This window comes from Hydrogenophaga sp. GW823-FHT04C09 (assembly GCF_058796355.1).
Map to the genome: position 1 here is coordinate 52,213 of NZ_JBXAIO010000004.1, position 21,705 is coordinate 73,917.

General features: G+C 68.0%; 19 protein-coding genes and 1 pseudogene. 9 read left to right on the plus strand and 11 right to left on the minus strand.

The window, feature by feature from the left end; translation table 11 throughout:
- Nucleotides 1–19 precede the first annotated feature (19 nt).
- From AC1Q9M_RS12535 to AC1Q9M_RS12550, 4 genes are all read right to left on the minus strand, one after another.
- Nucleotides 20–910, minus strand: coding sequence for a PPK2 family polyphosphate kinase (locus AC1Q9M_RS12535; RefSeq protein ID WP_382321953.1), 891 nt, complete (start codon nt 908–910; stop codon nt 20–22).
- A 140-nt stretch (nt 911–1,050) separates the two neighbouring features.
- Entirely contained in the window at nt 1,051–3,015 is a 1,965-nt protein-coding gene (locus tag AC1Q9M_RS12540) for a TRAP transporter large permease (protein WP_492434077.1), read from the minus strand.
- The gene (locus AC1Q9M_RS12545) at nt 3,012–3,632 is read right to left on the minus strand and encodes a TRAP transporter small permease subunit (RefSeq protein ID WP_382321951.1); all 621 of its coding nucleotides are present in this window, start codon (nt 3,630–3,632) and stop codon (nt 3,012–3,014) included. Before AC1Q9M_RS12545 ends, AC1Q9M_RS12540 begins: the two co-directional genes overlap by 4 nt.
- A gap of 86 nt (nt 3,633–3,718) precedes the next feature.
- The gene (locus tag AC1Q9M_RS12550) at nt 3,719–4,828 is read right to left on the minus strand and encodes a TRAP transporter substrate-binding protein (RefSeq protein WP_492434079.1); all 1,110 of its coding nucleotides are present in this window, start codon (nt 4,826–4,828) and stop codon (nt 3,719–3,721) included.
- Between the two features lie 226 nt (nt 4,829–5,054).
- Between AC1Q9M_RS12550 and AC1Q9M_RS12555 the strand changes: the two are divergent.
- The 3 genes and pseudogenes from AC1Q9M_RS12555 to cqsA all read left to right on the plus strand — a co-directional run.
- Nucleotides 5,055–5,735: pseudogene (locus tag AC1Q9M_RS12555) on the plus strand (MBL fold metallo-hydrolase); the annotation flags it as partial.
- A gap of 24 nt (nt 5,736–5,759) precedes the next feature.
- Nucleotides 5,760–6,179 carry a rhodanese-like domain-containing protein gene (locus AC1Q9M_RS12560; RefSeq protein ID WP_492434453.1) on the plus strand — a complete coding sequence of 140 codons (420 nt, stop codon included), beginning with the start codon at nt 5,760–5,762 and terminating at the stop codon, nt 6,177–6,179.
- Nucleotides 6,180–6,342: 163 nt separating this feature from the next.
- The gene (gene cqsA, locus AC1Q9M_RS12565) at nt 6,343–7,605 is read left to right on the plus strand and encodes an alpha-hydroxyketone-type quorum-sensing autoinducer synthase (protein WP_291111070.1); all 1,263 of its coding nucleotides are present in this window, start codon (nt 6,343–6,345) and stop codon (nt 7,603–7,605) included.
- A gap of 12 nt (nt 7,606–7,617) precedes the next feature.
- Here the strand turns inward: cqsA and AC1Q9M_RS12570 are convergent, their stop codons facing one another.
- Together AC1Q9M_RS12570 and AC1Q9M_RS12575 are read right to left on the minus strand one after the other, a co-directional pair.
- Nucleotides 7,618–8,604: a response regulator gene (locus AC1Q9M_RS12570; RefSeq protein WP_291111072.1), complete on the minus strand. Its 987-nt coding sequence runs from the start codon at nt 8,602–8,604 to the stop codon at nt 7,618–7,620.
- A gap of 5 nt (nt 8,605–8,609) precedes the next feature.
- A complete protein-coding gene (locus AC1Q9M_RS12575; RefSeq protein WP_382154119.1) occupies nt 8,610–9,842 on the minus strand; it encodes a sensor histidine kinase in 1,233 nt (410 codons plus the stop codon).
- Between the two features lie 183 nt (nt 9,843–10,025).
- On the opposite strand from AC1Q9M_RS12575, the gene AC1Q9M_RS12580 reads away from it, so the two are divergent.
- Nucleotides 10,026–10,694: a helix-turn-helix transcriptional regulator gene (locus tag AC1Q9M_RS12580; protein WP_291111076.1), complete on the plus strand. Its 669-nt coding sequence runs from the start codon at nt 10,026–10,028 to the stop codon at nt 10,692–10,694.
- A 67-nt stretch (nt 10,695–10,761) separates the two neighbouring features.
- Complete coding sequence (locus AC1Q9M_RS12585) at nt 10,762–11,532, plus strand: type III pantothenate kinase (RefSeq protein ID WP_382154122.1); 771 nt, start codon at nt 10,762–10,764, stop codon at nt 11,530–11,532.
- 1 nt (nt 11,533) lies between these two features.
- Here AC1Q9M_RS12585 and AC1Q9M_RS12590 read toward each other — a convergent pair whose 3' ends face one another.
- Nucleotides 11,534–12,967, minus strand: coding sequence for a wax ester/triacylglycerol synthase family O-acyltransferase (locus AC1Q9M_RS12590; RefSeq protein ID WP_382325735.1), 1,434 nt, complete (start codon nt 12,965–12,967; stop codon nt 11,534–11,536).
- A 304-nt stretch (nt 12,968–13,271) separates the two neighbouring features.
- On the opposite strand from AC1Q9M_RS12590, the gene AC1Q9M_RS12595 reads away from it, so the two are divergent.
- Nucleotides 13,272–13,526, plus strand: coding sequence for an acyl-CoA-binding protein (locus tag AC1Q9M_RS12595; RefSeq protein WP_382154125.1), 255 nt, complete (start codon nt 13,272–13,274; stop codon nt 13,524–13,526).
- A gap of 100 nt (nt 13,527–13,626) precedes the next feature.
- Here the strand turns inward: AC1Q9M_RS12595 and AC1Q9M_RS12600 are convergent, their stop codons facing one another.
- From AC1Q9M_RS12600 to AC1Q9M_RS12610, 3 genes are read right to left on the minus strand one after another with little or no spacing between them, the layout of a single operon-like run.
- A complete protein-coding gene (locus tag AC1Q9M_RS12600) occupies nt 13,627–13,962 on the minus strand; it encodes a polyhydroxyalkanoic acid system family protein (protein ID WP_382154128.1) in 336 nt (111 codons plus the stop codon).
- A 36-nt stretch (nt 13,963–13,998) separates the two neighbouring features.
- Nucleotides 13,999–15,087 (minus strand): aminopeptidase, encoded by a 1,089-nt coding sequence (locus AC1Q9M_RS12605; RefSeq protein ID WP_382321945.1) that lies wholly within the window; start codon nt 15,085–15,087, stop codon nt 13,999–14,001.
- Entirely contained in the window at nt 15,087–17,153 is a 2,067-nt protein-coding gene (locus tag AC1Q9M_RS12610; RefSeq protein WP_444687433.1) for a molybdopterin-containing oxidoreductase family protein, read from the minus strand. Before AC1Q9M_RS12610 ends, AC1Q9M_RS12605 begins: the two co-directional genes overlap by 1 nt.
- Nucleotides 17,154–17,350: 197 nt before the next feature.
- Between AC1Q9M_RS12610 and AC1Q9M_RS12615 the strand changes: the two genes are divergently transcribed.
- The 3 genes from AC1Q9M_RS12615 (at nt 17,351) to AC1Q9M_RS12625 (ending at nt 20,923) form a co-directional block, all read left to right on the plus strand.
- Complete coding sequence (locus tag AC1Q9M_RS12615) at nt 17,351–18,487, plus strand: ABC transporter substrate-binding protein (RefSeq protein WP_492434085.1); 1,137 nt, start codon at nt 17,351–17,353, stop codon at nt 18,485–18,487.
- Nucleotides 18,488–18,608: 121 nt separating this feature from the next.
- Nucleotides 18,609–19,826 carry a M20 aminoacylase family protein gene (locus AC1Q9M_RS12620; RefSeq protein ID WP_382321943.1) on the plus strand — a complete coding sequence of 406 codons (1,218 nt, stop codon included), beginning with the start codon at nt 18,609–18,611 and terminating at the stop codon, nt 19,824–19,826.
- The gene (locus tag AC1Q9M_RS12625) at nt 19,823–20,923 is read left to right on the plus strand and encodes a M14 family metallopeptidase (RefSeq protein WP_492434087.1); all 1,101 of its coding nucleotides are present in this window, start codon (nt 19,823–19,825) and stop codon (nt 20,921–20,923) included. Before AC1Q9M_RS12620 ends, AC1Q9M_RS12625 begins: the two co-directional genes overlap by 4 nt.
- On the opposite strand, the gene AC1Q9M_RS12630 is transcribed toward AC1Q9M_RS12625, so the two are convergent.
- Nucleotides 20,924–21,697, minus strand: coding sequence for a tetratricopeptide repeat protein (locus tag AC1Q9M_RS12630; RefSeq protein WP_492434089.1), 774 nt, complete (start codon nt 21,695–21,697; stop codon nt 20,924–20,926).
- Nucleotides 21,698–21,705 lie beyond the last annotated feature (8 nt).

Sequence of the window (21,705 nt, forward strand, 5' to 3'; positions counted from 1 at the left end):
GGGCGGATGGCGGAAAGCCTCATTCGATGCGCAGGCCGGCCAAGGCGGGCTTGGGCGGCGGGTAACGCAGGTCGAGGGCCTTGAGGGTGTCGCGCACGATGGTCGCGATCATCAGGTTGCGGTGGGTCTTGGAGTTGGCGGGGACCACGTTCCAGGGTGCCCAGGGGGTGCTGGTGCGGGCCAGCAGCGCCTCGTAGGCGCGCTGGTAGTCGGCCCACTGCTTGCGCACGTCGATGTCGCCTTCGCTGAACTTCCAGTGTTTGGTCGGGTCGTCCACGCGCTCCTGCAGGCGTTGGCGCTGCTCGTCGCTGCCGATGTGCAACATGAACTTCAGGATCACGGTGCCAGTCTCGGCGAGCAGGCGCTCGAAGTGATTGATCTGCGCGTAGCGCTGAGCGGTCTGGGCGGGCGTGATCCAGCGGTTGACCACGGGCACCAGCACGTCTTCGTAGTGGCTGCGGTTGAAGACCATGGTCTCGCCGGCGCCGGGCACCTGCTGGTGGATGCGCCAGAGGTAGTCGTGGTCGCGCTCGACCTCGGTCGGGGCTTTCCAGCCCACGGTGTGCACGCCCAGCGGGCTGGTGCGTGCGAACACGCCTCGCACGGTGCCGTCCTTGCCGGCGGTGTCGGTGCCCTGCAGCACCACGAGCAGCTTGAAGCGGCGGTCGGCGTAGAACAGGTCCTGCAAGCCGTCGAGTTCTTCGGCGATGGCCTGCACGCTGGCTTGGTCGGCCGCCTTGTCGCCGCTGGAAAAGGGCTTGGCGTCCGGCTTGAGCTTCTTGAGAGAGACCTTGGTGGCCGGCGCGCCCTCGGCCACAGGCTCGATCTGCCAGCCGCGCCACGCGCCGTTCTTGCCCGCACGCAGGGCCGCACGCGGAAAGGGCAGGGAGGCGTCGTTCGGGCGGGGCATGCGGTCTCCAGCTAGGGGGGCTCGGACACGATTCTTCGCGCATCCGGTCAATTGACGTTTACGTAAACGTAATATAACCCGTTTCCCCCAAAAAAGAAGGGGCGCCGAAGCGCCCCCTGGGGTGGATCGAACCCGTCAGATCATTTGTAGAGCAGCTGCGGCAGCCACAGGCCGATGCCGGGGAACATGTACAGCAGCACGATGGCCAGGATCTGGATGCCCATGAACGGCAGCATGCCCAGGAAGATCTGGTTCAGCGTGACGTGCGGCGGGGCCACGCCCTTCAGGTAGAAGGCGGCCATGGCCACCGGCGGGCTGAGGAAGGCGGTCTGCAGGTTCAGCGCCACCAGCAGGCCGAAGAACAGCGGGTCCACGTCGAAATGGGCCAGCAGGGGAATGAAGATCGGCATGAAGATCACGATGATCTCGGTCCATTCCAGCGGCCAGCCCAGCAGGAAGATGATGATCTGGGTCATCACCAGGAACTCGATCTTGGTGAGTTCCATGCTGAGCACCCACTGCTCCACCAGCGCCTGCCCGCCCAACAGCGCGAACGCCGCGGAGAAGATCGCCGAGCCCACGAACAGCCAGCACACCATGGCCGAGGTCTTGGCGGTCAGGTAGACCGATTCCTTGAGCACGGCCATGTTGAGCCGCCGGTAGGCGGCTGCCAGCAGCATGCCGCCCAGCGCCCCCATGGCCGCCGCCTCCGTCGGCGTCGCCAGGCCCAGCACGATCGAACCCAGCACGCTCAGGATCAGCAGCACCAGCGGGAAGAACGAGGCCAGCAGCATCTTGAAGATTTCAAGCCGGGCGAAGCTGAGGAACAGGTAGAACAGGGTGACGAGCGCGCCCATGACCGCAAACACCACCCACCACCAGGTGGGGGCGGGCTGGGTCGTTGCGATTTCTTCGTCCACCTCGACCCCTTCGACCGCTGCTTGCGCCGCAGCGGCGGGTTCGGCCGCGGCGGCGTCGGCACCGGGAGGGGGTTGCAGGGCGCCAGCGGCCTCGGGCACATCGGGGTCCGCCGGAGGTTCGGCCAGACCGCCCGATTCGGATGGCGGTTCGGCCAGGCCCCCTTCGGCCGGGGGCTCGGCCAGGCCACCGCCTTCGGAGGCGCTGGAGCGGCTGGCGCCGATTTCCTCGATCTCGTACACCGCCTCGGCTCTCACCGTGGTAACCGCCTGGTAGCTCGGGATCATCACCGCAGCGAAGATCAGCGCGGGCAGCGCGGCCATGCCGATCTGCTTGAGCAGGTGCGACAGGGGCACATCGGCATTGCGCCGGCCCTTGAGCAAGCCCAGCAACGCGTGGGCGGTCGGGTCGGTGGTCAGGCGCTGGGTCAACGTGGGCAGGTGGACCTGGCGCTCTTCGGCGCTCAGCGGCGGTGCCCATTGCGGCTTGAGCTTGGCCACGATGATCACGTACACGATGTACAGGGAAGCCAGCATCAGCCCGGGGAAAAACGCGCCAGCGTACAACTGGACCACAGACACGCCGGCCGTGGCACCGTAGACGATCAGCAGCACCGAAGGCGGGATCAGGATGCCCAGGCAGCCCCCCGCCGTGATGGCGCCAGCCGCCAGCGGCACGCTGTAGCCGGCGCGCAGCATGGCCGGCAAGGCCAGCAGGCCCATCAGCGTCACCACCGCGCCGACGATGCCGGTGGCCGTGGCGAAGATGGTGCAGGTCACCAGCGTGGCCACTGCCAGCGCGCCGGGCAGCCGGGCCATGGCCAGGTGCATGCTCTTGAAGAGCGACTCGATCAGGTTCGCGCGCTCCACGAGGTAGCCCATGAAGACGAACAGCGGGATGGCGATGAGCACATCGTTGGCCATGGTCTTGTAGGCCGATTGCACCATCAGGTCCAGCGTGTGCGTGACGTCCCTGTCGTAGGCCAGCCAGGTGAACAGCATGCCCATGCCCATGAGCGTGAACGCGGTGGGAAAGCCCAGCATGATCGCCACGACCACCAGCGAGAGCATCAGCAGGCCCAGGTGACCCTGGGTGATGGTTTCGGCGCGCAGCAGCACCACGGCCGCCAGGACCACGATGAGGGCCATGAAGCTGAGGCCGAACCAGAGTTCCTTGCGCAACTTCATTGTTTTTTCTCCTGGGCGACGACCACGGCGTCGAGTGCGGCGATGTCTTCGTCTTTCACGTTGACCATTTCCTTGAGTTTTTCGACGTCAACTTCCTGCACGTCGTCTTCACGCGCCGGCCAGGCGCCGGTCTGGATGCATTGGACGCAGCGCACGATCTCCACCAGGCCCTGCAGCAGCAGCGTGATGCCCGCCAGCGGAATCACATACTTGAAGGGGTACAGCGGCAGGGGGTCGGCCGAGAAGGTCTGTTCGCGGATCGCGAGCGATTCGCCGGCGTAGATCCAGCCGGCCCAGGTCAGCGCGACGATGCCGGGCAGGAAGAACACGATGTAGAGCACCAGGTCCACGGTGGCCTGGGTTCGCGGCTGAAAGAAACCATAGAGCACGTCCCCCCGGACGTGCCCGTTCTTGGACAGGGTGTAGGCGCCGGCCGTCATGAACATGGTGCCGTACAACATGATCTGGGCGTCGAGCACCCAGGCGTGGGGTTCGTTCAGCACATAGCGCGAAAACACCTCCCAGCTGATCAGCAGCGTCAGCAGGAGGGCGCACCAGGCAAAGACCTTGCCGATCAGCGTGGACAGCCGATCGATGGTCCACAAGATGGATTGCATCGTGATTCCTCAGCCGGCGCGGTGAAACGGGCAAAAAAAGAGGGGCATCGCGCCGGCGCCATGCCCCTCGTTCCCCTGTGCCGGGATCAGCTCTTCTTGGCGAAGTAGTGGTTGAAGGCCATCTTGAAGTCGACCGTGTAGTCGTTCTGCCATTGGCCGGCGCGCTGCGCGAAGGCCTTCTGCGAGTCGAGCACCTTCTTGAACAAGGGGTTCTCGGCCGCCTTCTTGGCAATGGTCTTGTCCCACGAAGCCAGCTGCGCGCGCAGGATCGGATCGGGCGTCTTGTAGAACTTCACGCCACCCTTCTTCAGCGCTTCATAGTCCTGCGAGTTGCGGTCGATGGCCTTCCAGCTCATGTCGGCGCTGGAGGCTTCCGACGCGTACTCGATGATGGACTTGAGTTCGGCAGGCAGGGCGTTGAGCTTGGTCTTGTTGAACAGGATCTCGAACTGCTCGCCGGACTGGTGGAAGCTCTGCAGCATGCAGTTCTTGGCCACGTCGGGGAAGCCCAGCACGCGGTCGCTGGAGGCGTTGTTGAATTCGGCCGCGTCGATCAGGCCGCGGTCCAGCGCCGGCACGATCTCGCCGCCGGGCAGCGGGTTGACGGCGGTGCCCATGTCGGTGAACACGTCCACCGCCAGGCCCACGGTGCGGAACTTCAGGCCCTTCATGTCCGTGACCTTGGACACCGGCTTCTTGAACCAGCCCAGCGGCTGGGTGGGCATGGGGCCGGACAGGTAAGAGACCACGTCGAGGTTCAGGCTCTTGTAGATTTCTTCCATCAGGGCCTTGCCGCCGCCGTACTTGTGCCAAGCCAGCACCATGTTGGCGTCCATGCCGTAGCCGGGGCCGGAACCCCACAGGGCCAGGGCGGAGTTCTTGCCGTACCAGTAGGCCACCACGCCGTGGCCGCCGTCCAGCGTGCCCTTGGCGACCGCGTCCAGCAACTGGAAGGCCGGCACCACCGAACCTGCCGGCAGCACTTCGATCTTCAGGCGGTTGCCGGCCATGTCATTGACCTTCTTGGCAAAGTCGCCGGCGTATTCGTGGAAGATGTCCTTGGCCGGCCAGGTGCTCTGGAAGCGCAGCGTGGTGGTCTGCGCGGTGGCAATCATCGGCACGGACATGGCGCCGGCCGCGACGGCGGCGCCTTTGAGCATGCCTCGGCGCGAAGTGACGGTCTTCTTGTCAGTCATCTGTTGTCTCCAGTCGGGTTGATGAGCCGCCGATGATGCGCCCAAGGTGCCACCGCGGAGCGCAGGGTTTTCACCGACCAGTGAATAGCGCACGGCCGCAAGCCCTTGTTTTTGGGTACTTGGGCACCAAAAAAGAGCGTGAAAATATCTTCATCCGATATTGAAAATCCATGACGCCCAGCCTCGGGCATGATGGTCGGCTCCCGAGTTCCACTTGTGCTTTCAGATGAAACCGATCCAGCTGTTCGACCCCGCCTCCAGCACCTACACCTACGTGCTGTTCGACCAACTCAGCCGCGACGCGCTGCTCATCGATCCGGTGGACGAGCAGATCGAGCGCGATCTCGCGACCCTGCGGGAGTACGGCTTGAAACTGGTCTGGACCGTGGAGACCCACGCCCACGCCGACCACATCACCAGCGCGGGCCGGCTGGCCGAGCTGGCTGGCGCCAAGACCGCCGCGCCCCTGGGGTGTGGCATCGGCACCGCGGGCGTGCAGCTCCAGGATGGCGACACCCTGAAGTTCGGTGGGGAGGTGCTCAAGGCCCTGCACACCCCGGGCCACACCGCCGGCAGCATGAGCTTTCTCTGGCGCAACCACGTGTTCACCGGCGACACCCTGCTGATCAATGGGTGCGGCCGCACCGATTTCCAGTCGGGCAGTGCCGAGGCCCTGTACCGCAGCCTGACCCAGGTGCTGTTCGCGCTGCCGGACGACACCATCGTCTGGCCCGGCCACGACTACCAGGGCCGTTCGTGTTCCAGCATCGGCCGCGAGAAAACCACCAACACGCGGGTGGCGGGCAAGACCGAGGCCGAGTTCGTGGCCCTGATGAACTCGCTGAACCTGCCGCGCCCCCGGCGCATCGACGAGGCCGTGCCGGCCAACCTCACGTCCGGCCTGCGCCACGACGCCGACGGCGCGCTGCAGATGCAGCCCCTGCCGCCCTCGGGCACCCACCAGGGCACCTACGCCGGTGACGTATCGCCCGAACTGGCCTGGCGCTGGGTCCAGAGCGGCGAGGCGGTGATGGTGGACGTGCGCACCGACGCGGAGCGGGAGTGGGTGGGCTTTGTGCCAGGCGCGGTGCCCGTCGCCTGGAAACAGTGGCCCGGCATGGCGCTGAACCCGACCTTCGATCAGCAGGTGCGGGACGCGGCCGGCGGCAAGAAGCTGGTGCTGCTGTGCCGCAGCGGCGTGCGCTCCATTGCCGCCGCCAAGCGGGCCACCGAGCTCGGGCTGGAGGCCTACAACATCCTCGAAGGCTTCGAAGGCGACCCCGATGCCGACGCCCACCGGGGGCGCAAAGGGGGGTGGCGGTTCCGCGAATTGCCCTGGCGCCAGAACTGAGCCAGCCATTCAAGGGTTGTTACGCCGCGTAACCGCCTGTCGGCAGAACGAGCCGAAACTTGAGAAGAAAGCCTCATAACCCCTGTCAAACCTGACAGGGGTCGTGTGATTTTTCACGGATTTCTTTTTTTAATGGGGTTTTCTATCCGCTAAGGGGAATCCCATGGAAACGCTGGAACGCGCTCAAGACGCCGTTTACAAGAACCCACCGCTGGCCGCCACCCTGGTTCAGCGGATGGAACGTGATTTCAAACCCCGCTGGGAAGGCAACTGGGGCGGCAAGTTCGTGCTGCACGGTTCTTCGCCCGGCCCCAATGCGGTGCGCCTGGACGGCAACGACTACCTGAGCGTGACGGGCCACCCGAGCATCGTCGCGGCCCAGGTCGAGGCCATCACCAAGTCCAGCGAGTTCGTGGTGCAGTCGGGTGTGTTCCTCCTCCAGCAGCACCCCACGCGCGCGCTCGAAATGGCCCTGGCGGGCTGGGTCGGCAAGGAAGACGCCTTCGTCTGCCAGTCCGGCTACTCGGCCAACGTCGGCCTGTTGCAGTCCATCGCCGACGCCAACACCCCGGTGTACCTGGACACCCAGGCGCACGCTTCCTTGTGGGAAGGGGCCCATGCCGCGCGCGCGCCGGCTTTTGCCTTCCGCCACAACGACGCCGCCCACCTGGACAAGATCATGGCCAAGAACGGCCCGGGCGTGGTGGTGGTGGACTCGGTCTACAGCACCACCGGTTCCGTGTGCCCGCTGGAAGCCATGATCGAGGTGGTGGAAAAGCACGGCAGCATGATCCTGGTCGACGAGTCGCATTCCCTGGGCACGCACGGCCCGGGCGGCGCGGGTTTGTGCGCCGAACTCGGTCTGACGGACCGCGTGCACTTCATTTCCGCCAGCCTGGCCAAGTCGGTCGCGGGGCGCGCCGGCTTCTTCACCGCACCGGCCAGCATGCGTTACTACATCCTGAGCTCGAGCTTCCCCAACATCTTCAGCTCCTGCCTGCTGCCCCATGAGATCGCCGGCCTGCGGGCCACGGTCGAGGTGCTGCAGAAGGCCGACGACGAGCGGGCCCGCCTCAAGGCCATCACCCGCCGAGTGCGCGACACCCTGGGCGGCCTGGGCTACTGGATCCACCAGGGCACCGAGCAGATCATTTCGCTGGAAGCCGGCACCGAGCCGGACACCATGCGCCTGCGCGACGAGCTGGAAAAGCGCGGCGTGTTCGGCGCCATCTTCTGCGCCCCAGCCACCAGCAGCAAGCGCGCCCTGGTGCGACTCACGCTCAACGCGGCGCTGACCGAGGCCGAACTCGATCACCTGGAGGCGGTGGCGCGCGAGATCGCGCCGATCGTCAAACCCTGGGATTGGCCTTGTGCCCGGCGCGCCCGCGTGCAGGCCGGCGCCCAGGAGGAGGCCCTGGCGGCATAGGGTTGACAGGCCCTAAGTGTCGTGAACCTCGCGCCCGCCCTGGGCTTCCAGAAAGTGCCGGTAGGCATAGATGGGCTGGGGCAGGTCGGCGCGGTCCAGGCTGAACAGGGCGCCGGAGAGCACGCCGTCGTCCCCGACCGGGAAGGCCTGCGCGGTCCGCACCGGGCCCCGCAGGCCCATTTGCTGGTGCAGTTCCACGGCAGCCAGCCGTTGCCCGGCCTGCACGGCGCGCACGGCATCGAAGCCCAGCCCGGCCGAGCCCGCGAGCTCGGCCAGATCGGGCAGGCTGGCCGTGGGTTCGAGCTGCAGCCAGTGGCAGTTGCCCATGGAGTCCAGGCCGACCAGGCCGAAGGGCTCGCCGAGCACCACGTACTCCACCCAGTGCTGCTCGGTGTACGCGCGCAGCGCCTGCGCCACCGACGGGATCTGCAGCATGGACTGCTGCGCCGGCCGCAGGGCGGCGCGCCACAGGGTGTTGAGCCGGGGGTGCGGCGTCTGGGACAGCTTGCGCAGCACACCGAGCAGGTGGCGCGTGATGTCCGTGGTCTGTTTGGGCACGAACTGGTCGATCAGGCCGTTGTTGAAGGCCTGGATGGCGATCTGCTCGTCCGCCTGGCCCGTCAACAGCACGCGCGAGCCTGGCCAGTCGAGCAGGGTGTTGAGCACCCGCAGGCCGTCGGTGCCGGGCATGGCGTAGTCCACCACGCAGATCTGGGCCAACTCGTAGCGCGAGGCGCTCACGGCCCAGTACCGCAACACCTGCGGCAGCAGCGGCTGGCCCTGCCGCCAGCGCTCGATCATCTGCAGCTGGGCCATGGCGTCGGCCTCCCAGCGAGCGGGCTCGTTCTGCATGCGGGCGGCGAAGCCCGAGGGGCGTGAATAGAGCTCGACCTGCCAGTGCGAGGGGATGACCATGCCCAGCATTTCCAGGTAGTCGGTGTCGTCATCCAGGAAGAGGACGCTGCCAGGGCGGTGAAAGAGTGAGATCGTCAGTGCCATCGTGGTCAGCCTGAGACGGCCAAGGTCTGGGCCGCAGATGTGTTGAGGGGGAGGTCGATCATGAAGACCGCGCCCAGCCCAGGTTGGGAGTGCACGCTGAGGCGGCCATGGGCGGCCTCGACCACGTTCTTGCAGAAGGTCAGGCCCAGGCCGTTGCCGGCCCCGCTCTGGGTCGAGAAGAAGGGTTCGAAAATGCGCTGCTGCTGCTCGTGCGTGATGCCGATGCCGTCGTCCGACACGGCGATGCGGCCCTTGCCGTGGTGCAGGCCCACGTCCACCCGCAGGTCGCCCGGGCTGGGTGCCGTGCTGGCCGCGGCCAGCGCGTGCAGCGCGTTCTTGATCAGGTTGGTGAGCACCTGGGCGAACAGCGGGCGGGAAGCCGAAAAGCAGAAGTCGCTCTGGATGTGCACCTGAACGCAGTCGCGCTCCCGCGAGGAGCGGTAGGGGTACTGGTTCACCACCTCCTGCACCAGCTCGGCCGCCATGATCAGGGACTGCTCGCGCGGCAGGCGCATGAGCTGCGCGTTGGAAATCTGGGTGTCGATCTGGCGGTTCATGCTGCGCACCAGGTTCTGCAGCCGCGTGGCCAGTTCCTCCAGCTTCTTGCGTTTGGGGTCCGGGATGTCGTGTTGCACCAGGTTGCGCAGCACGTCGCCCATGAGATTCACCGTGGCCAGCGGCGTGCGCAGCTCGTGCGCCATCACGCCCATGGTGCTCAGCGTGTTGAGCAGGCGGGCGCGGCGCAGGTTGGCGCTGGAGAAACCCAGCATCAGGCCCATGAGCCAGGAGAAGGTGATCACCACCACGTTCGCCAGCGGCTCCTCGAACGGGCGGGTGCTGCCGCCATAGAACTCCGCCGTGGCCCAGCCCGCGATGCCGCCGGTGATCAGGCCGAGCGTGGCCAGGCGCCAGTCGGTCGCGTGGTAATAAATGAGGATCATGGCGGCGACGCTGCCCAGCCAGGCGGCATTGCCTCCGTTCATCCAGTACATCCAGGTGAAGAACCAGGGCAGCTGGATCCAGGTGGCCAGGCTGAAGAGGCGCCCACTTTCCGTGGACGACGGGTCGCGCGAAATCCGGGGCAACACATAAATGAGTGCCAGGAAGGCCATCACCAGGCGGGCCCACACATTTTCATAGGGCTGGGGCACCAGATGGCCCCAAATGCCATAGATGACCAGGTGGCCGACGAACGTGAATGCCCCGATCCACAGCAGCCGGTACCGCGATGGGTGCAAAATAGGCTCCACAGGCGCGTGGACAACCTCGTCCAGCACCCACCGCCACATGCGGGCTTTGGCGCTGAGCATCCACAACCGGTCAAAAGACAATATGCACTCCTTCGATCGCCAAACACCTGTGGCGCGTGACTCCCATCCTGATTCATCAGGCATTGTGTATGCAACAGGGTGTTATCAACCATGACCCTGCCTGTCAACTTTGACAGTGTCGGGCTGGACGGTATTCTGGCCGACTGGGTGTGCGCGCTGCGCGATCAAGGGGTGGACGCCGTGCTGGTTCTTGGTCCGAACCCCCTGGGTGGGCGGGATCAGCGCGAGGTGCTGGCGGTGCATCCCCCCCGGCTGGTGGGGGCCGCGGAGGCCTTGGCCGAAAGCCGGGACTTCGGCGCGGGCTGGCGCGACAGCGATGCGCCGCTGGTGGCCTGGCAGGACATTTCCAAATCCTCGTTCGAACAGTCGAGCCGTTGGCGCCGCTTGTGGCTGGCGCACGGCTACCAGACACTGGTGCGCGTGGCCTTCAGCCTGCCGGCGGGCCGTGCCTTCGAGTGTTTCATGTTCAGCCCACGGGCCTTTGCCGACCGCTCCGAGGCTGCGGTGCTGGCCTGGTCGGCCTTCAACGTGTGGCCCATGTTGCGACGCACCATCGCCGAGCAGCGCGTGGGCCTGAGCCCGCGCGAACTCGAAAGCCTCAACCTGGCCTTCGAAGGTCTGACCGCGCGCGAGACCGCGTTGCGCATGGACTGCTCCGAGCGCACGGTGAATTACCACCTCGCCAACGCGATGTCCAAGTTGCAGACCGACAACAAGCTGGCCGCCGTGCAGCGCGCCTGCTGGATCGGACTGATCTGAACCCGCCCACCGCGCCCCATGCTGCACTGCGGCAATCCGGGCACGGTGGCTTGGTCATAATCCGCGCATGACTTTTCTGGCCCTGGACGTAGGGAACACCCGCCTCAAGTGGGCCCTTTACGACGCGCCACGCGTGGGGGCCACGCTGTTGGCCAGCGGTGCGCAGTTTCTGGAAAACATCGAAACCCTGGAAGACGGCGACTGGCGCCACCTGCCCGCCCCGCAATGGGTGCTGGGTTGTGTGGTCGCTGGCGACGCGGTCAAGCGGCGGGTCGGCGAGCAGCTCGAGCTGTGGGACGTGACGCCGCACTGGGTCGTGTCCAGCAGCGCCGAAGCGGGGTTGGTCAACGGCTACGACCACCCGGCCCGGCTGGGGTCGGACCGTTGGGTGGCCATGATCGGTGCGCGCCAGCGGCTGCTCGCCCGGGGCCCTGCGAAGCCCTGCGTGGTGGTGATGGTGGGCACGGCCGTCACGGTCGAGGCCATCGACACCGAGGGGCGCTTCCTGGGCGGCATCATCCTGCCCGGCCACGGCATCATGCTGCGCGCGCTGGAGTCGGGCACGGCGGGTCTGCACGTGCCCACCGGCGAGGTCTGCGACTTTCCCACCAACACCAGCGACGCGCTCACCAGCGGCGGCACCTTCGCCATAGCCGGTGCGGTGCAGCGCATGGTGGAAAACTTGCGGCGCCATTGCGGCGAGCAGCCGGTCTGCATCATGACCGGGGGCGCGGGCTGGAAGATGGCGCCCAGCATGTCCACCGAGGTGGAGCTGGTGGAAAGCCTGATCTTCGACGGCCTGCTCGAAATCGCCGACCGACGCCTGGCCTTGGTCTGAACTAGCCCTTGGCCTCGCCCCAGGGCAGCATCAGCGTCAGTGTCAGCAGCCGGGCGAACTCCGGCTCGAAGCGGTCGATGATCTGCTGCGGGTCCGGGCACAGCTGGGTGTCGGCGATCACGCCGAACTGCACGCCCCCGCCATAGCTCAGGATCGACACGCCCAGGCCCACGGTGCCGGTCTGCGGCACCCAGAACATGGTCTGCTCCAGCGTGGCGCCGCACACCTTGAGCTTGGCTGCTGGCCCCGGCACGTTGGTCATCACCGCCGTGGTCTTGCGGCCGAACAGGCTGAGCATGGCGTCCTGCGCCGGCTTGATCAGCAGCCCCGCCACCGAGAGCAGGCCGAAGGTCAGCAGCGGCTGCAGGCTGCCCTTGAGGTTGTTCATGCGCGCGCGCACCGCGAACACGCGCTCGATCGGGTTGTCCAGGCCGATGGGCAGCACCAGGGGCACGAGGCCGAAGCGGTTGCCCAGTTTCCAGGCGTCTTCCATCGGGCGCAGGTTGATCGGCACCATGGCGCGGATTTCCTTGCCACCGGTGTCGTCGCCCAGACCGCGCAGGTAGGCGCCGATGGCGCCGGCCACGCAGCCCAGCAGCACGTCGTTGACCGAGCAGTTCATGGCCTTGCCGATGGCCTTGACCTCGTCCAGCGGGATGGGCTCGCACCAGGCCACGCGCTTGGTGCGGCCGGGCTGGCCCTTGAGCCGGGTCGGCGAGTCGTCGGGCATCAGCGCCAGCGAGGCCAGGTCGCTGGCGAGCTGGCCGCCCATGCGCGCGAGGTCCACCGCCTGGCCCAGCGTGTCGCTCAGGCTCTGCTGCGGAGCGGCAAGCATGGAGAGCGATTTCGCCGCGCCACCGCCAGCGGCTTCCAATGCCTTGGCCGTGATGTCGCCAAAGGGCCGGATCAGCGTGTCGGCCAGCCAGTCCTCGGCGCCGTCCAGGCCGATCTTCGGGGGCTTGCGGCGCTGGCGCTCGGGGGGCGCGCCGCCGCCATCGACCAGGCTCATCATCACGCTGATGAGCGCGATGCCGTCGGCGATGCAGTGGTGGATGCGCGCGATCAGGGCCGAACCACCGTCGTAGCGCTCGATCAGTTCGAAGCGCCAGAGCGGGTGCTCGGGGTCCAGCGCCTGCATGGCGAGGTCGCCCACGCGGTCCTGCAGCGCGTCCTGCTCGGTCTGGCCGGGCCGGCGTTTGAGCTTGTGCGTGACGATGTGCCGATCGATCTGGAAATCCGGGTCCTTGGACCAGTGCGCGCCGGCGGCGTCCTCGCGCGCGATCTGCACGAAGCGCGGGTAGGGCAGCAGGCGTTCGCGCACGCGTTCCTTCAAGGCGTCCGGCGTGAGGCCGGGGCGCAGGATCCAGACGCCCACGATCATCATCAGGTTCGACGGCGAGTCCATGCGCAGCCAGGCGGTGTCCACCTTGCTCATGCGCTCGCCTTCCATGCCCAGGGTGCTCGCCAGCGCCTGCTGGACCGAGGCGCTCGCGCCCCGCACGAGGGCCACCGGGGATTTGGCGGTGGCGGGTGGGCGCGCTGCGGAAGGGCCGGGCCGGGCGGCGACGCGTTGAACCATGGATGCTCCTCGGGTGCGTGAACCAGGCCGCTGAAAGGCCGGTGCCGCGGGTCTTGGGGTTGTGGCTCTATTGTGCAGACAGACCAAACCGTAAGATAGCGGGACAGCCCTAAGCCCGGCCGACCCGCGCCGGGCGTTTCATTTCAAACCAGGAGCATTCATGGCCGATCTCAAGTCCCGTTTCGACGCCGCGGTGGCGAATTCCAAGAACCTGAGCGAGCGCCCCGACAACGCCACGCTGCTCAAGATCTACGCGCTGTACAAGCAGGCCACCACCGGCGACAACGCCGAGAAGAAGCCCGGTTTCGGCGACATGGTGGGCCGCGCCAAGTGGGACGCCTGGAACGGCCTCAAGGGCACGGGCAGCGAGGACGCGATGCAGCAGTACGTCGACCTCATCGAAGAATTGAGCTGACCCCCCGCGCCGCCTTCGGCGTCACCCCCCTTGCAGGGGGGCGCACCTGGCGGCCCGGCAAAGCCGGTTCCGCGGGTGCTCTGGAAGAAGTCAAGCCGGCTCAGCCGGCTTTCTTCTTTTTGGCCGCCGCCTTGGCGGCCGGCTTCCTGGCCGCCAGCAGCGTGTCGAGGTTCTTCACGATCTCGCTTTCGATGCGGTCCTTGAACGCACCGAGCAGAAAGCCCAGGCGGGCGTCGAGTTCGAAACGTTCGCCCGACACCTTGAGCGTGCCGCTGACGCCCGAGCGCGTGAACTGCACTTCGTCGCAGCCATCGCCTTCTTCGTAAGTGCAGCTCATGTCGAACTCGTTCTCGGCCTGTTCGGCCCAGCGCCAGGCCAGCTTGCGCGCGGCGGGCAGGCCCAGGGCGTGTTCGCGTTCGATGTGGATGTCTGCCATGGCTTGCCTCGTGTGTGGGTGGTGTGGTTGCCGGGGTCAGGGGTGGCGGGCCACCTGGGGCGCGCCGGCAGGTGCCAGGCGGCGCAACTGCGCTTGCCGTTCTTCCTTGGGCAGCGCGGCCAGGGTGCGAACCGCATCATAGAACCGCGCGAAGTCCCGCCCTTCGCGCTCGAACAAGGCCTCGAAGGCCGGGACCAGGCCGTCGTAGGCCGCCTGGGCCGCGAAGCTCGCGTTGTTGGCCTGGGCCACGAAGGGGTCGTAGCCGGCGAAGCCGCCCCAGCCGCGCTTGAGGTCCTGGTAGCTGCGGTGGAAGCCGGTCATGGCGGTGGCCTTGCGCCGCGCCTTCTCGGCGTCGTCGATCGTGGTGTCCCGGTAGATGTCCTGCAATTGCTGGCGCACGGAGAAGGTGAGCGAGCGGAAGGCGCGCCGGCGCTGGTCGAACACCGCGTAGTCGGCGCGCGCCTGCTCGCTCGCCTGGGTCGTGAGCCAGCGTGCACCGCCCAGCCGCTCCACGCTGGTGGCGAAAGCCTCGTTGAACTCGGTGTCGCCCCGGGCATAGGCCACCTGGTGCGCGAGTTCGTGGAAGACGATGCGGGCCAGCTCGCCTTCCGGGTAGCCGATGAAGGTGTTGAGCAAGGGGTCGCCGCCGGCCCAGTTCATCCAGCCCAGGGTGGAGTAGGCGGGCACGGGGTAGACCACGACCTCCAGGTCGGCGGGCAGGGTGCGGGCGAAGGCGCGCGCGTCGGCCTCGTCGAAGTAGCCCCGGTAGCCCACGCAGCCGGCGACCGGGAAACACCAGGTCTGCAGCGTGAGCGAGAGCGCGGGCGCGGCGACCACGTTGTAGACCGCGGCGCGGCGCTGCAGGTCGGCGTAGCGGTGGTAGCTGGCGTTGTCGGGCAGGGCGAGCTCGGTGACGGCGAAGGCGCGGATGCGCCGGGCCAGCGCCAACCGTTCCTTGAGGCGCTCCGGCGCCTGGGCGTCGGCCAGCCAGTCGTCCACCGGGCGCGCGGCCTGCATCAGCCGCAGGTGGCCGGTGACCGACTGCCAGTAATAGCCCACGCCGGTGGTGCTGGCGCAGCCTGCGCCCAGCAGGGCGAGGGCCATGAGCGCCAGGCCGCGCCGCATCAGGCGCCCTCGGGCAGGGTCGCCACTTCGACCAGGCAGTCGTAGAACACCGGGCCGCCGCCCATGTCGGTGAGGCGCTGGCTCGTGACCTCGTTGACGTTGGTGCCGAAGGGCCCGAGCTTGCGCCACCAGATGCCCAGGCCGTTGACCACGCCGGGACGGGCCCGTTTGGACACGCTGGCCTTGCAGCGGTATTCGCCGCGCTGGTTGAACACGCGCACCATCTGGCCGCTGGCGATGCCGCGCGCGGCGGCGTCGTCGGCGTGGATTTCCAGCAGAGGCTCGCCCTCGATGTCGCGCAGGCTGGTCACGTTGACGAAGCTGGAGTTGAGGAAGTTGCGCGCGGGCGGCGAGATCATGGCGAGCGGGAACTGGGTCGAGCTGCCGAAGGCCTCGAAGTTGGGCAGGTGGTCGGGCAGGCCATCCTCGCCCTTGGCCGCCAGCCGCGCGCTGTGGAACTCGCAGCGGCCCGAGGCAGTGGGGAATTGCCCATCGGCAAACGGGGCCTCGGGCAGGTTCAGCGTGGCAAAGCCCTGGTCCAGCAGCTGCTGGAAGTCCACCGCGTCGCCGAAGGCGGTGCGGCACAGCGTGAGGTCGTCGTCGGCGAAACACGGTTCGTCGAAGCCCAGGCGCGCGGCCAGCGCGCGAAAGATGTCGGTGTTGGTGCGGGCCTGGCCGACCGGGGCGATGGCGGGCCGGTTGAGCAGCACGTCGGTATGGCCGTAGCTGGTGTGGATGTCCCAGTGCTCCAGCTGCGTGGTGGCCGGCAGGATGTAGTCGGCGAGGTCGGCGGTGTCGGTCTGGAAATGCTCCAGCACCACGGTGAACAGGTCTTCGCGCTCGAAGCCCTGCACCACCTTGCCGGACTCCGGCGCCACCGCCACCGGGTTGCTGTTGTAGACGATCACGGCCTCGACCTTCGGGCCGAAGCCGGGCGAGGTCTCGCGCAGCAGGTCGTCGCCGATGGTGCTCATGTTGATCGTGCGCGCCGCGCGCCCGGCCAGCAGGTCGGGCCGCTGCAGGGCCGCGCGCTGCACGGGGAAGTGGCCCGAGGCCGAGAGCAGCAGGCCGCCGGCCGGGTCGCGCCAGGCGCCCACCAGGGCGGGCAGGCAGGCGATGGCGCGCACCGCGTTGCCGCCGCCGCGCACGCGCTGCATGCCGTAGTTGAGGCGGATCGCCGCCGGTTTCGTGGTGCCGTAGGCGCGCGCCAGGTCCACGATCTGCTGCACCGGCACGCCGCAGACCTCGGCGGCGCGCTCGGGCGGCCATTGCAGGGCGCGTTCGCGCAGGCCTTCCCAGCCCAGGGTGTGGCGTTCGATGTAGCCGTGGTCCAGCCAGCCGTGGGTGATGAGCTGGTGCATCAGCGCCAGCGCCAGCGCGGCGTCGGTGCCGGGGCGCAGGGCGATGTGTTCGTGGCACTTGTCGGCCGTTTCGGTGCGGCGCGGGTCGATGCAGACCAGGCGCGCGCCCTCGCGCTTGGCCTGTTGCGCCAGCCGCCAGAAGTGCAGGTTGCTGCCGATCGAGTTGCTGCCCCAGATCAGGATCAGCTTGGAGCGCGCGAAGTGCTCGACCTTCATGCCGACCTTGCCGCCCAGCGTCTGCACCAGGCCTTCGCCGCCCGCCGAGGCGCAGATCGTGCGGTCGAGCAGGGACGCGCCCAGGCGGTGGAAGAAGCGCCCGGCCATGGCCTCGCCCTGCACCAGGCCCATGGTGCCGGCGTAGCTGTAGGGCAGGATGGCCTGCGGGTCGCGCGCGGCGATGGCCTGCAGGCGTTGCGCGATGTCGTCGAGCGCTTCGTCCCAGCCCACCGGCTCGAAGCGGCCGCTGCCCTTGGGGCCGCTGCGCCTGAGCGGGGTGAGCAGGCGCTCGGGGTGGTAGCTGCGCTCGGCGTAGCGCGAGACCTTGGTGCACAGGGCGCCGTCGGTGTGGCGGTGCGCCGGGTTGCCCTGCACGCGCAGGGCCACGCCGTTCTCCACCGTGGTGACCAGGGCGCAGGTGTCGGGGCAGTCGTGCGGGCAGGCGCCGCGCACCTGTTGCGGTTCCGGGGTGGTCGTGAGGGGTGTCATGGGGCGATGGTGTGGCAGCCGTTCATGATATTCGCGCCCCCATGTCCTTGCCGGTCGCACTTGCGTGCACTCGCTCACGCGGCCCCCGTTCATCGGCGACGAAATGCAGGCCGAAAGCCTTACTTTCGCCGGGGATTTGGCCTACGCTGCGGAACACATTCACGCGGTTGGGGGAACGGATCATGCGACGCAGAGACATGCTTGGACACGCGGGCCGCCTGGCCCTCTGGCCCACCCTGGGCGGGGTGGCGTTCGCCGCCCGGGCGCAGTCGGTGGGCATCAGCGACACCCGCATCGTGCTGGGGCAGTCGGCCCCGTTCAGCGGGGCGTCCGAACAATTGGGCCTGCAGTTCTACCTGGGCGCGCAGCTGTTTTTCGAGGCCCTGAACCAGAAGGGCGGCGTGCAGGGCCGGCGCATCGAGTTGCGGCGCCTGGACGATGGCGACGATCCCGATCGCTGCGCGGCCAACACCCGGCAATTCCTGAGCGAAGGCGTGTTCGCGCTGTTCGGCTACATCGGCACGCTCACCAGCGCGGCGGCCCTGCCCCTGGCCACCGAAGCGAAGCTGCCGTTCTTCGCGCCCGCCAGCGGGGCCGAAGCCTTGCGCGTGCCCTTCAACCGCTATGCCATTCATGTGCGCGCCTCTTACCAGGACGAGACTGCGGCCATCGTGCGCCAGATCACCGGCACCGGCATCAAGAAGATCGCCGTGTTCCATCAGAACGATGCCTATGGCCAAGCTGGTCTGGAGGGCGTGGCGCGCGCGCTCCAGGCGCAGAACCTGTCGCCCGTGGCGCTGGGCACCGTCGAACGCCATTCGGTGGACGTGGTGAAAGCGGTCGACGAGATCCTGGCCCATCGGCCCGAGGCCATCGTGCAGATCGGTGTCTACAAGGCCTGTGCGGTCTTCGTCCGCCTGGCGCGCGGCCGGGGCTACACCGGCAACTTCTACAACGTCTCCGTGGTCGGCACGCAGGCCCTGCTCGATGAACTCGGCGCGATGGCCAAGGGCGTGCTGGTCAGCCAGGTCATGCCCTTTCCCTACACGCCGGTCACGCCCATTGCCAGCGAGTACCTCGCCGCGGTCAAGGGCCGGCCGGGCCTGGTGCCCAACCATTCCAGCATGGAGGGCTACGTCGCGGCCAAGGTGTTCAGCGAAGCCGCGCAGCGCGCCGGGCGCAACCTCACGCGCGAGGGCTTCATCCACGCCGTCCAGGGCTTGCGCAACCTCGATCTGGGTGGTTTTCCGGTGGATTTCGGGCCCAACAAGCACACCGGCTCGCGCTTCGTCGAGATGACCCTGCTCACCGAAGACGGCCGCATCCGGCGCTGAGCCCGCCAGGGGATCCCCCTGAACGCACTCGGTTGTCGCCCCGGGGGCCATCGTGGTCCCCTGCCTTGGGTACCATGGCCCCTTTGAACAGGTGCCCCGAGGGGTATCGAGAGGGTTCCCCATGAAGCTGATTGACTCCATCCTGACCCAGGCGGCCAGCATCGCCGCCGTGCGACGCGACATCCACGCCCACCCCGAGCTCTGTTTCCAGGAAGTGCGCACCGCCGACGTGGTGGCGCAGAAACTCACCGACTGGGGCATTCCGGTGCACCGGGGCCTGGGCACCACCGGCGTGGTGGGCATCGTGCACGGCCGCGACGGCGGCCAAAGCGGGCGCGCCATCGGCCTGCGCGCCGACATGGACGCCCTGCCCATGCAGGAGCACAACACCTTCGCGCACGCCAGCCAGCACGCCGGCAAGATGCACGCCTGCGGCCACGACGGCCACGTCGCCATGCTGCTGGCCGCGGCGCAGCATTTCGCGAAACACCGCAACTTCGACGGCACGGTCTACCTGATCTTCCAGCCGGCCGAAGAGGGCGGCGGCGGCGCGCGCGAGATGATCAAGGACGGGCTGTTCGAGCAGTTCCCGGTCGAGGCCGTGTTCGGCATGCACAACTGGCCTGGCCTGCCCGTGGGCACCTTCGCCGCGAGCGCCGGCCCGGTGATGGCGTCGAGCAACGAGTTCCACATCGTCATCCGCGGCAAGGGCTCGCACGCCGCGCTGCCGCACAACGGCATCGACCCGGTGCCCGTGGCCTGCCAGATGGTGCAGGCCTTCCAGACCATCATCACGCGCAACAAGAAGCCGGTGGACGCCGGCGTGATCTCGGTCACCATGATCCACACCGGCGAGGCCACCAACGTGGTGCCCGACAGCTGCGAGATCCAGGGCACCGTGCGCACCTTCACCTACGAGGTGCTCGACCTGATCGAGCGCCGCATGCAGGAGATCGCCGAGCACACCTGCGCGGCCTTCGGCGCCACGGTGGAGTTCAAGTTCCACCGCAACTACCCGCCCACCATCAACCACCCGGCCGAGACCGCGTTCGCGCGCGAGGTGATGGCCGAGATCGTCGGTGCGGACCACGTGCTGGAGCAGGAGCCCACCATGGGCGCGGAAGATTTCGCCTACATGCTGCAGGAAAAGCCGGGCTGCTACGCCTTCATCGCCAACGGCGACGGCGCGCACCGCGAGATGGGTCATGGCGGCGGCCCCTGCATGCTGCACAACCCGAGCTACGACTTCAACGACGACCTGATCCCGCTGGGGGCGACCTTCTGGGTGCGACTGGCCGAAAAGTGGCTGGGCCAGGCACGCACCGGAGGTGCCGCTTGATCTCGCCCCAGGACGCCTTTTCCTCTTCCTACGCCCGCGCCCGGGTGCGCTTCCTCGAAGGCGCGGCGGCCGCCGGCATGGCGATCACCAGCCACAACCACCCGCTGCCGGGCCGCGACGGCGAGACGCTCGCGATGGACGTGGCGCTCGACGGCTCGCCCGATGCAGAGCGCCTGCTGATCGTGAGCAGCGCCTGCCATGGGGTCGAGGGTTACTGCGGCTCGGGCGTGCAGGTGTTCGCCACGCACGACGCCGACTGGCGCGAACACGCGCGCTCGGCCGGTGTGGCCGTGCTCTACATCCACGCGCTCAACCCGCACGGCTTCTCGTGGGTGCGCCGCGTGACGAACGAGAACGTGGACCTCAACCGCAACTTCCAGGACTTCAGCCAGCCCCTGCCGCAGAACCCGGCCTACGCCGAGCTGCACGGCTTGCTGCTGCCCGCGCAGTGGCCGCCGACGGCGCAGAACGAGGCCGCGATCCAGGCCTGGATCGCCGAACACGGCCTCCCGCGTTTCCAGGCAGCGGTGACGCAGGGCCAGCACGCGTTCGCCGACGGCCTGTTCTTTGGCGGCACCGCCGCCACCTGGAGCAACCAGACGCTGCGCGCGGTGCTGCGCCGGCACGGCCGCCAGGCCCGGCGCCTCGGATGGATCGACCTGCACACCGGCCTGGGACCCACGGGCCTGGGCGAGCGCATCTTCGCCTGCGCCGACGATGCGGCCGCGCTCCAGCGCGCGCGGGCCTGGTGGGGGGGTGATGGCAAGACTCCCGTGACCTCGATCTACGACGGCTCGTCCACCTCGGCTCTGCTTACCGGCCTGATGTGGTGCGCAGCGTACGAAGAGTGCCCGCAGGCCGAGTACACCGGCATCGCCATGGAGTACGGCACGGTGCCCGTGACCGAGGTGATCGACGCGCTGCGCGGCGACCACTGGCAGCACCTTCATCCGGAGGCACCGGCCGAGCTGCGCGCCGCGATCAAGGCGCGCACGCTGGCGGCGTTCTACGTGGACACCGACGAGTGGAAGGCGCAGATCGTGGCGCAGGCGCGGCAGGCCCTGTTCCAGGCGGTCGACGGCCTGTCGGCCGGCTGATCAGCTGTCCAGCGCCACCCGCGCCGACGCGACGTACAGGCGCTCCATCGCGTCCTGCGGCTCGATGGCCGCCGCGCGATCGAGCAGCCGGTTCGCCTCGGGCAGCGCGTCGATGCCCTCCAGCATGACCAGACCGTTGGCGTACTCGGTCAGCGTCACGACCGAATCCGGGTTGAGCGCCATCGCCTTCTGGTACAGCGACAGGCCGGTCGCCTTGTTGGCGCCGTAGGTCATGCCGCCGACCATGCTGCCCACCTTGTCGATCACCTCGGCGTGGAACGCGGCCAGGGTGAGGTGGGCATCGGCGTGGTGCGGGCAGCGCGAGATCGTCGTCTCCAGCGCGTGGCGGATGCGCACGCCCAGGCCCTGCGTGAGCGCCTTGGCCACGCTGATGCCCTGGCTGTAACGCCCCAGCGCGTAGGCCTGCCAGTACCAGGCCCCGGTGTGGTCGGCCTGCCGGCGCTGCAGGGCTTCGGCCCGGGCCGCGGCCTCGAGCAGCAGGTCCTGGCGGACCTGCTCGCGCGCCTCCAGGTAGTTGGCGTAGATGCAGGTGGCCTTGTTGGCCACGTTCATGCCCGCGTCGCCCAAGGCCAGGCCGGCCTCGGCCGCGCGCTGGAACTCGCCGTTGTGGAACAGCACCCAGGCCTGCACCACGGCCGACTCCTCGGGCCAGGGTTCGGCATCGCCGCGGTGCAGCCGGCTCCAGAGCGCCTTGAGGCGGTCGGCGTCCAATGGGGTGTGGCCTGCGGAGGGGAAGGGTTTCCAATCGGCCATGGTGGATT

Coding starts and splice junctions, on each gene's coding strand:
- AC1Q9M_RS12600 (WP_382154128.1), bottom strand. CDS start 13,962: ATGGCAGACATCCACATCGAACGCGAACACGCCCTGGGCCTGCCCGCC.
- AC1Q9M_RS12620 (WP_382321943.1), top strand. CDS start 18,609: ATGAAGCTGATTGACTCCATCCTGACCCAGGCGGCCAGCATCGCCGCC.
- AC1Q9M_RS12550 (WP_492434079.1), bottom strand. CDS start 4,828: ATGACTGACAAGAAGACCGTCACTTCGCGCCGAGGCATGCTCAAAGGC.
- AC1Q9M_RS12615 (WP_492434085.1), top strand. CDS start 17,351: ATGCTTGGACACGCGGGCCGCCTGGCCCTCTGGCCCACCCTGGGCGGG.
- AC1Q9M_RS12545 (WP_382321951.1), bottom strand. CDS start 3,632: ATGCAATCCATCTTGTGGACCATCGATCGGCTGTCCACGCTGATCGGC.
- AC1Q9M_RS12605 (WP_382321945.1), bottom strand. CDS start 15,087: ATGCGGCGCGGCCTGGCGCTCATGGCCCTCGCCCTGCTGGGCGCAGGC.
- AC1Q9M_RS12595 (WP_382154125.1), top strand. CDS start 13,272: ATGGCCGATCTCAAGTCCCGTTTCGACGCCGCGGTGGCGAATTCCAAG.
- AC1Q9M_RS12610 (WP_444687433.1), bottom strand. CDS start 17,153: ATGACACCCCTCACGACCACCCCGGAACCGCAACAGGTGCGCGGCGCC.
- AC1Q9M_RS12630 (WP_492434089.1), bottom strand. CDS start 21,697: ATGGCCGATTGGAAACCCTTCCCCTCCGCAGGCCACACCCCATTGGAC.
- AC1Q9M_RS12580 (WP_291111076.1), top strand. CDS start 10,026: ATGACCCTGCCTGTCAACTTTGACAGTGTCGGGCTGGACGGTATTCTG.
- AC1Q9M_RS12540 (WP_492434077.1), bottom strand. CDS start 3,015: ATGAAGTTGCGCAAGGAACTCTGGTTCGGCCTCAGCTTCATGGCCCTC.
- AC1Q9M_RS12560 (WP_492434453.1), top strand. CDS start 5,760: ATGCAGCCCCTGCCGCCCTCGGGCACCCACCAGGGCACCTACGCCGGT.
- AC1Q9M_RS12590 (WP_382325735.1), bottom strand. CDS start 12,967: ATGAGCAAGGTGGACACCGCCTGGCTGCGCATGGACTCGCCGTCGAAC.
- AC1Q9M_RS12570 (WP_291111072.1), bottom strand. CDS start 8,604: ATGGCACTGACGATCTCACTCTTTCACCGCCCTGGCAGCGTCCTCTTC.
- AC1Q9M_RS12585 (WP_382154122.1), top strand. CDS start 10,762: ATGACTTTTCTGGCCCTGGACGTAGGGAACACCCGCCTCAAGTGGGCC.
- cqsA (WP_291111070.1), top strand. CDS start 6,343: ATGGAAACGCTGGAACGCGCTCAAGACGCCGTTTACAAGAACCCACCG.
- AC1Q9M_RS12535 (WP_382321953.1), bottom strand. CDS start 910: ATGCCCCGCCCGAACGACGCCTCCCTGCCCTTTCCGCGTGCGGCCCTG.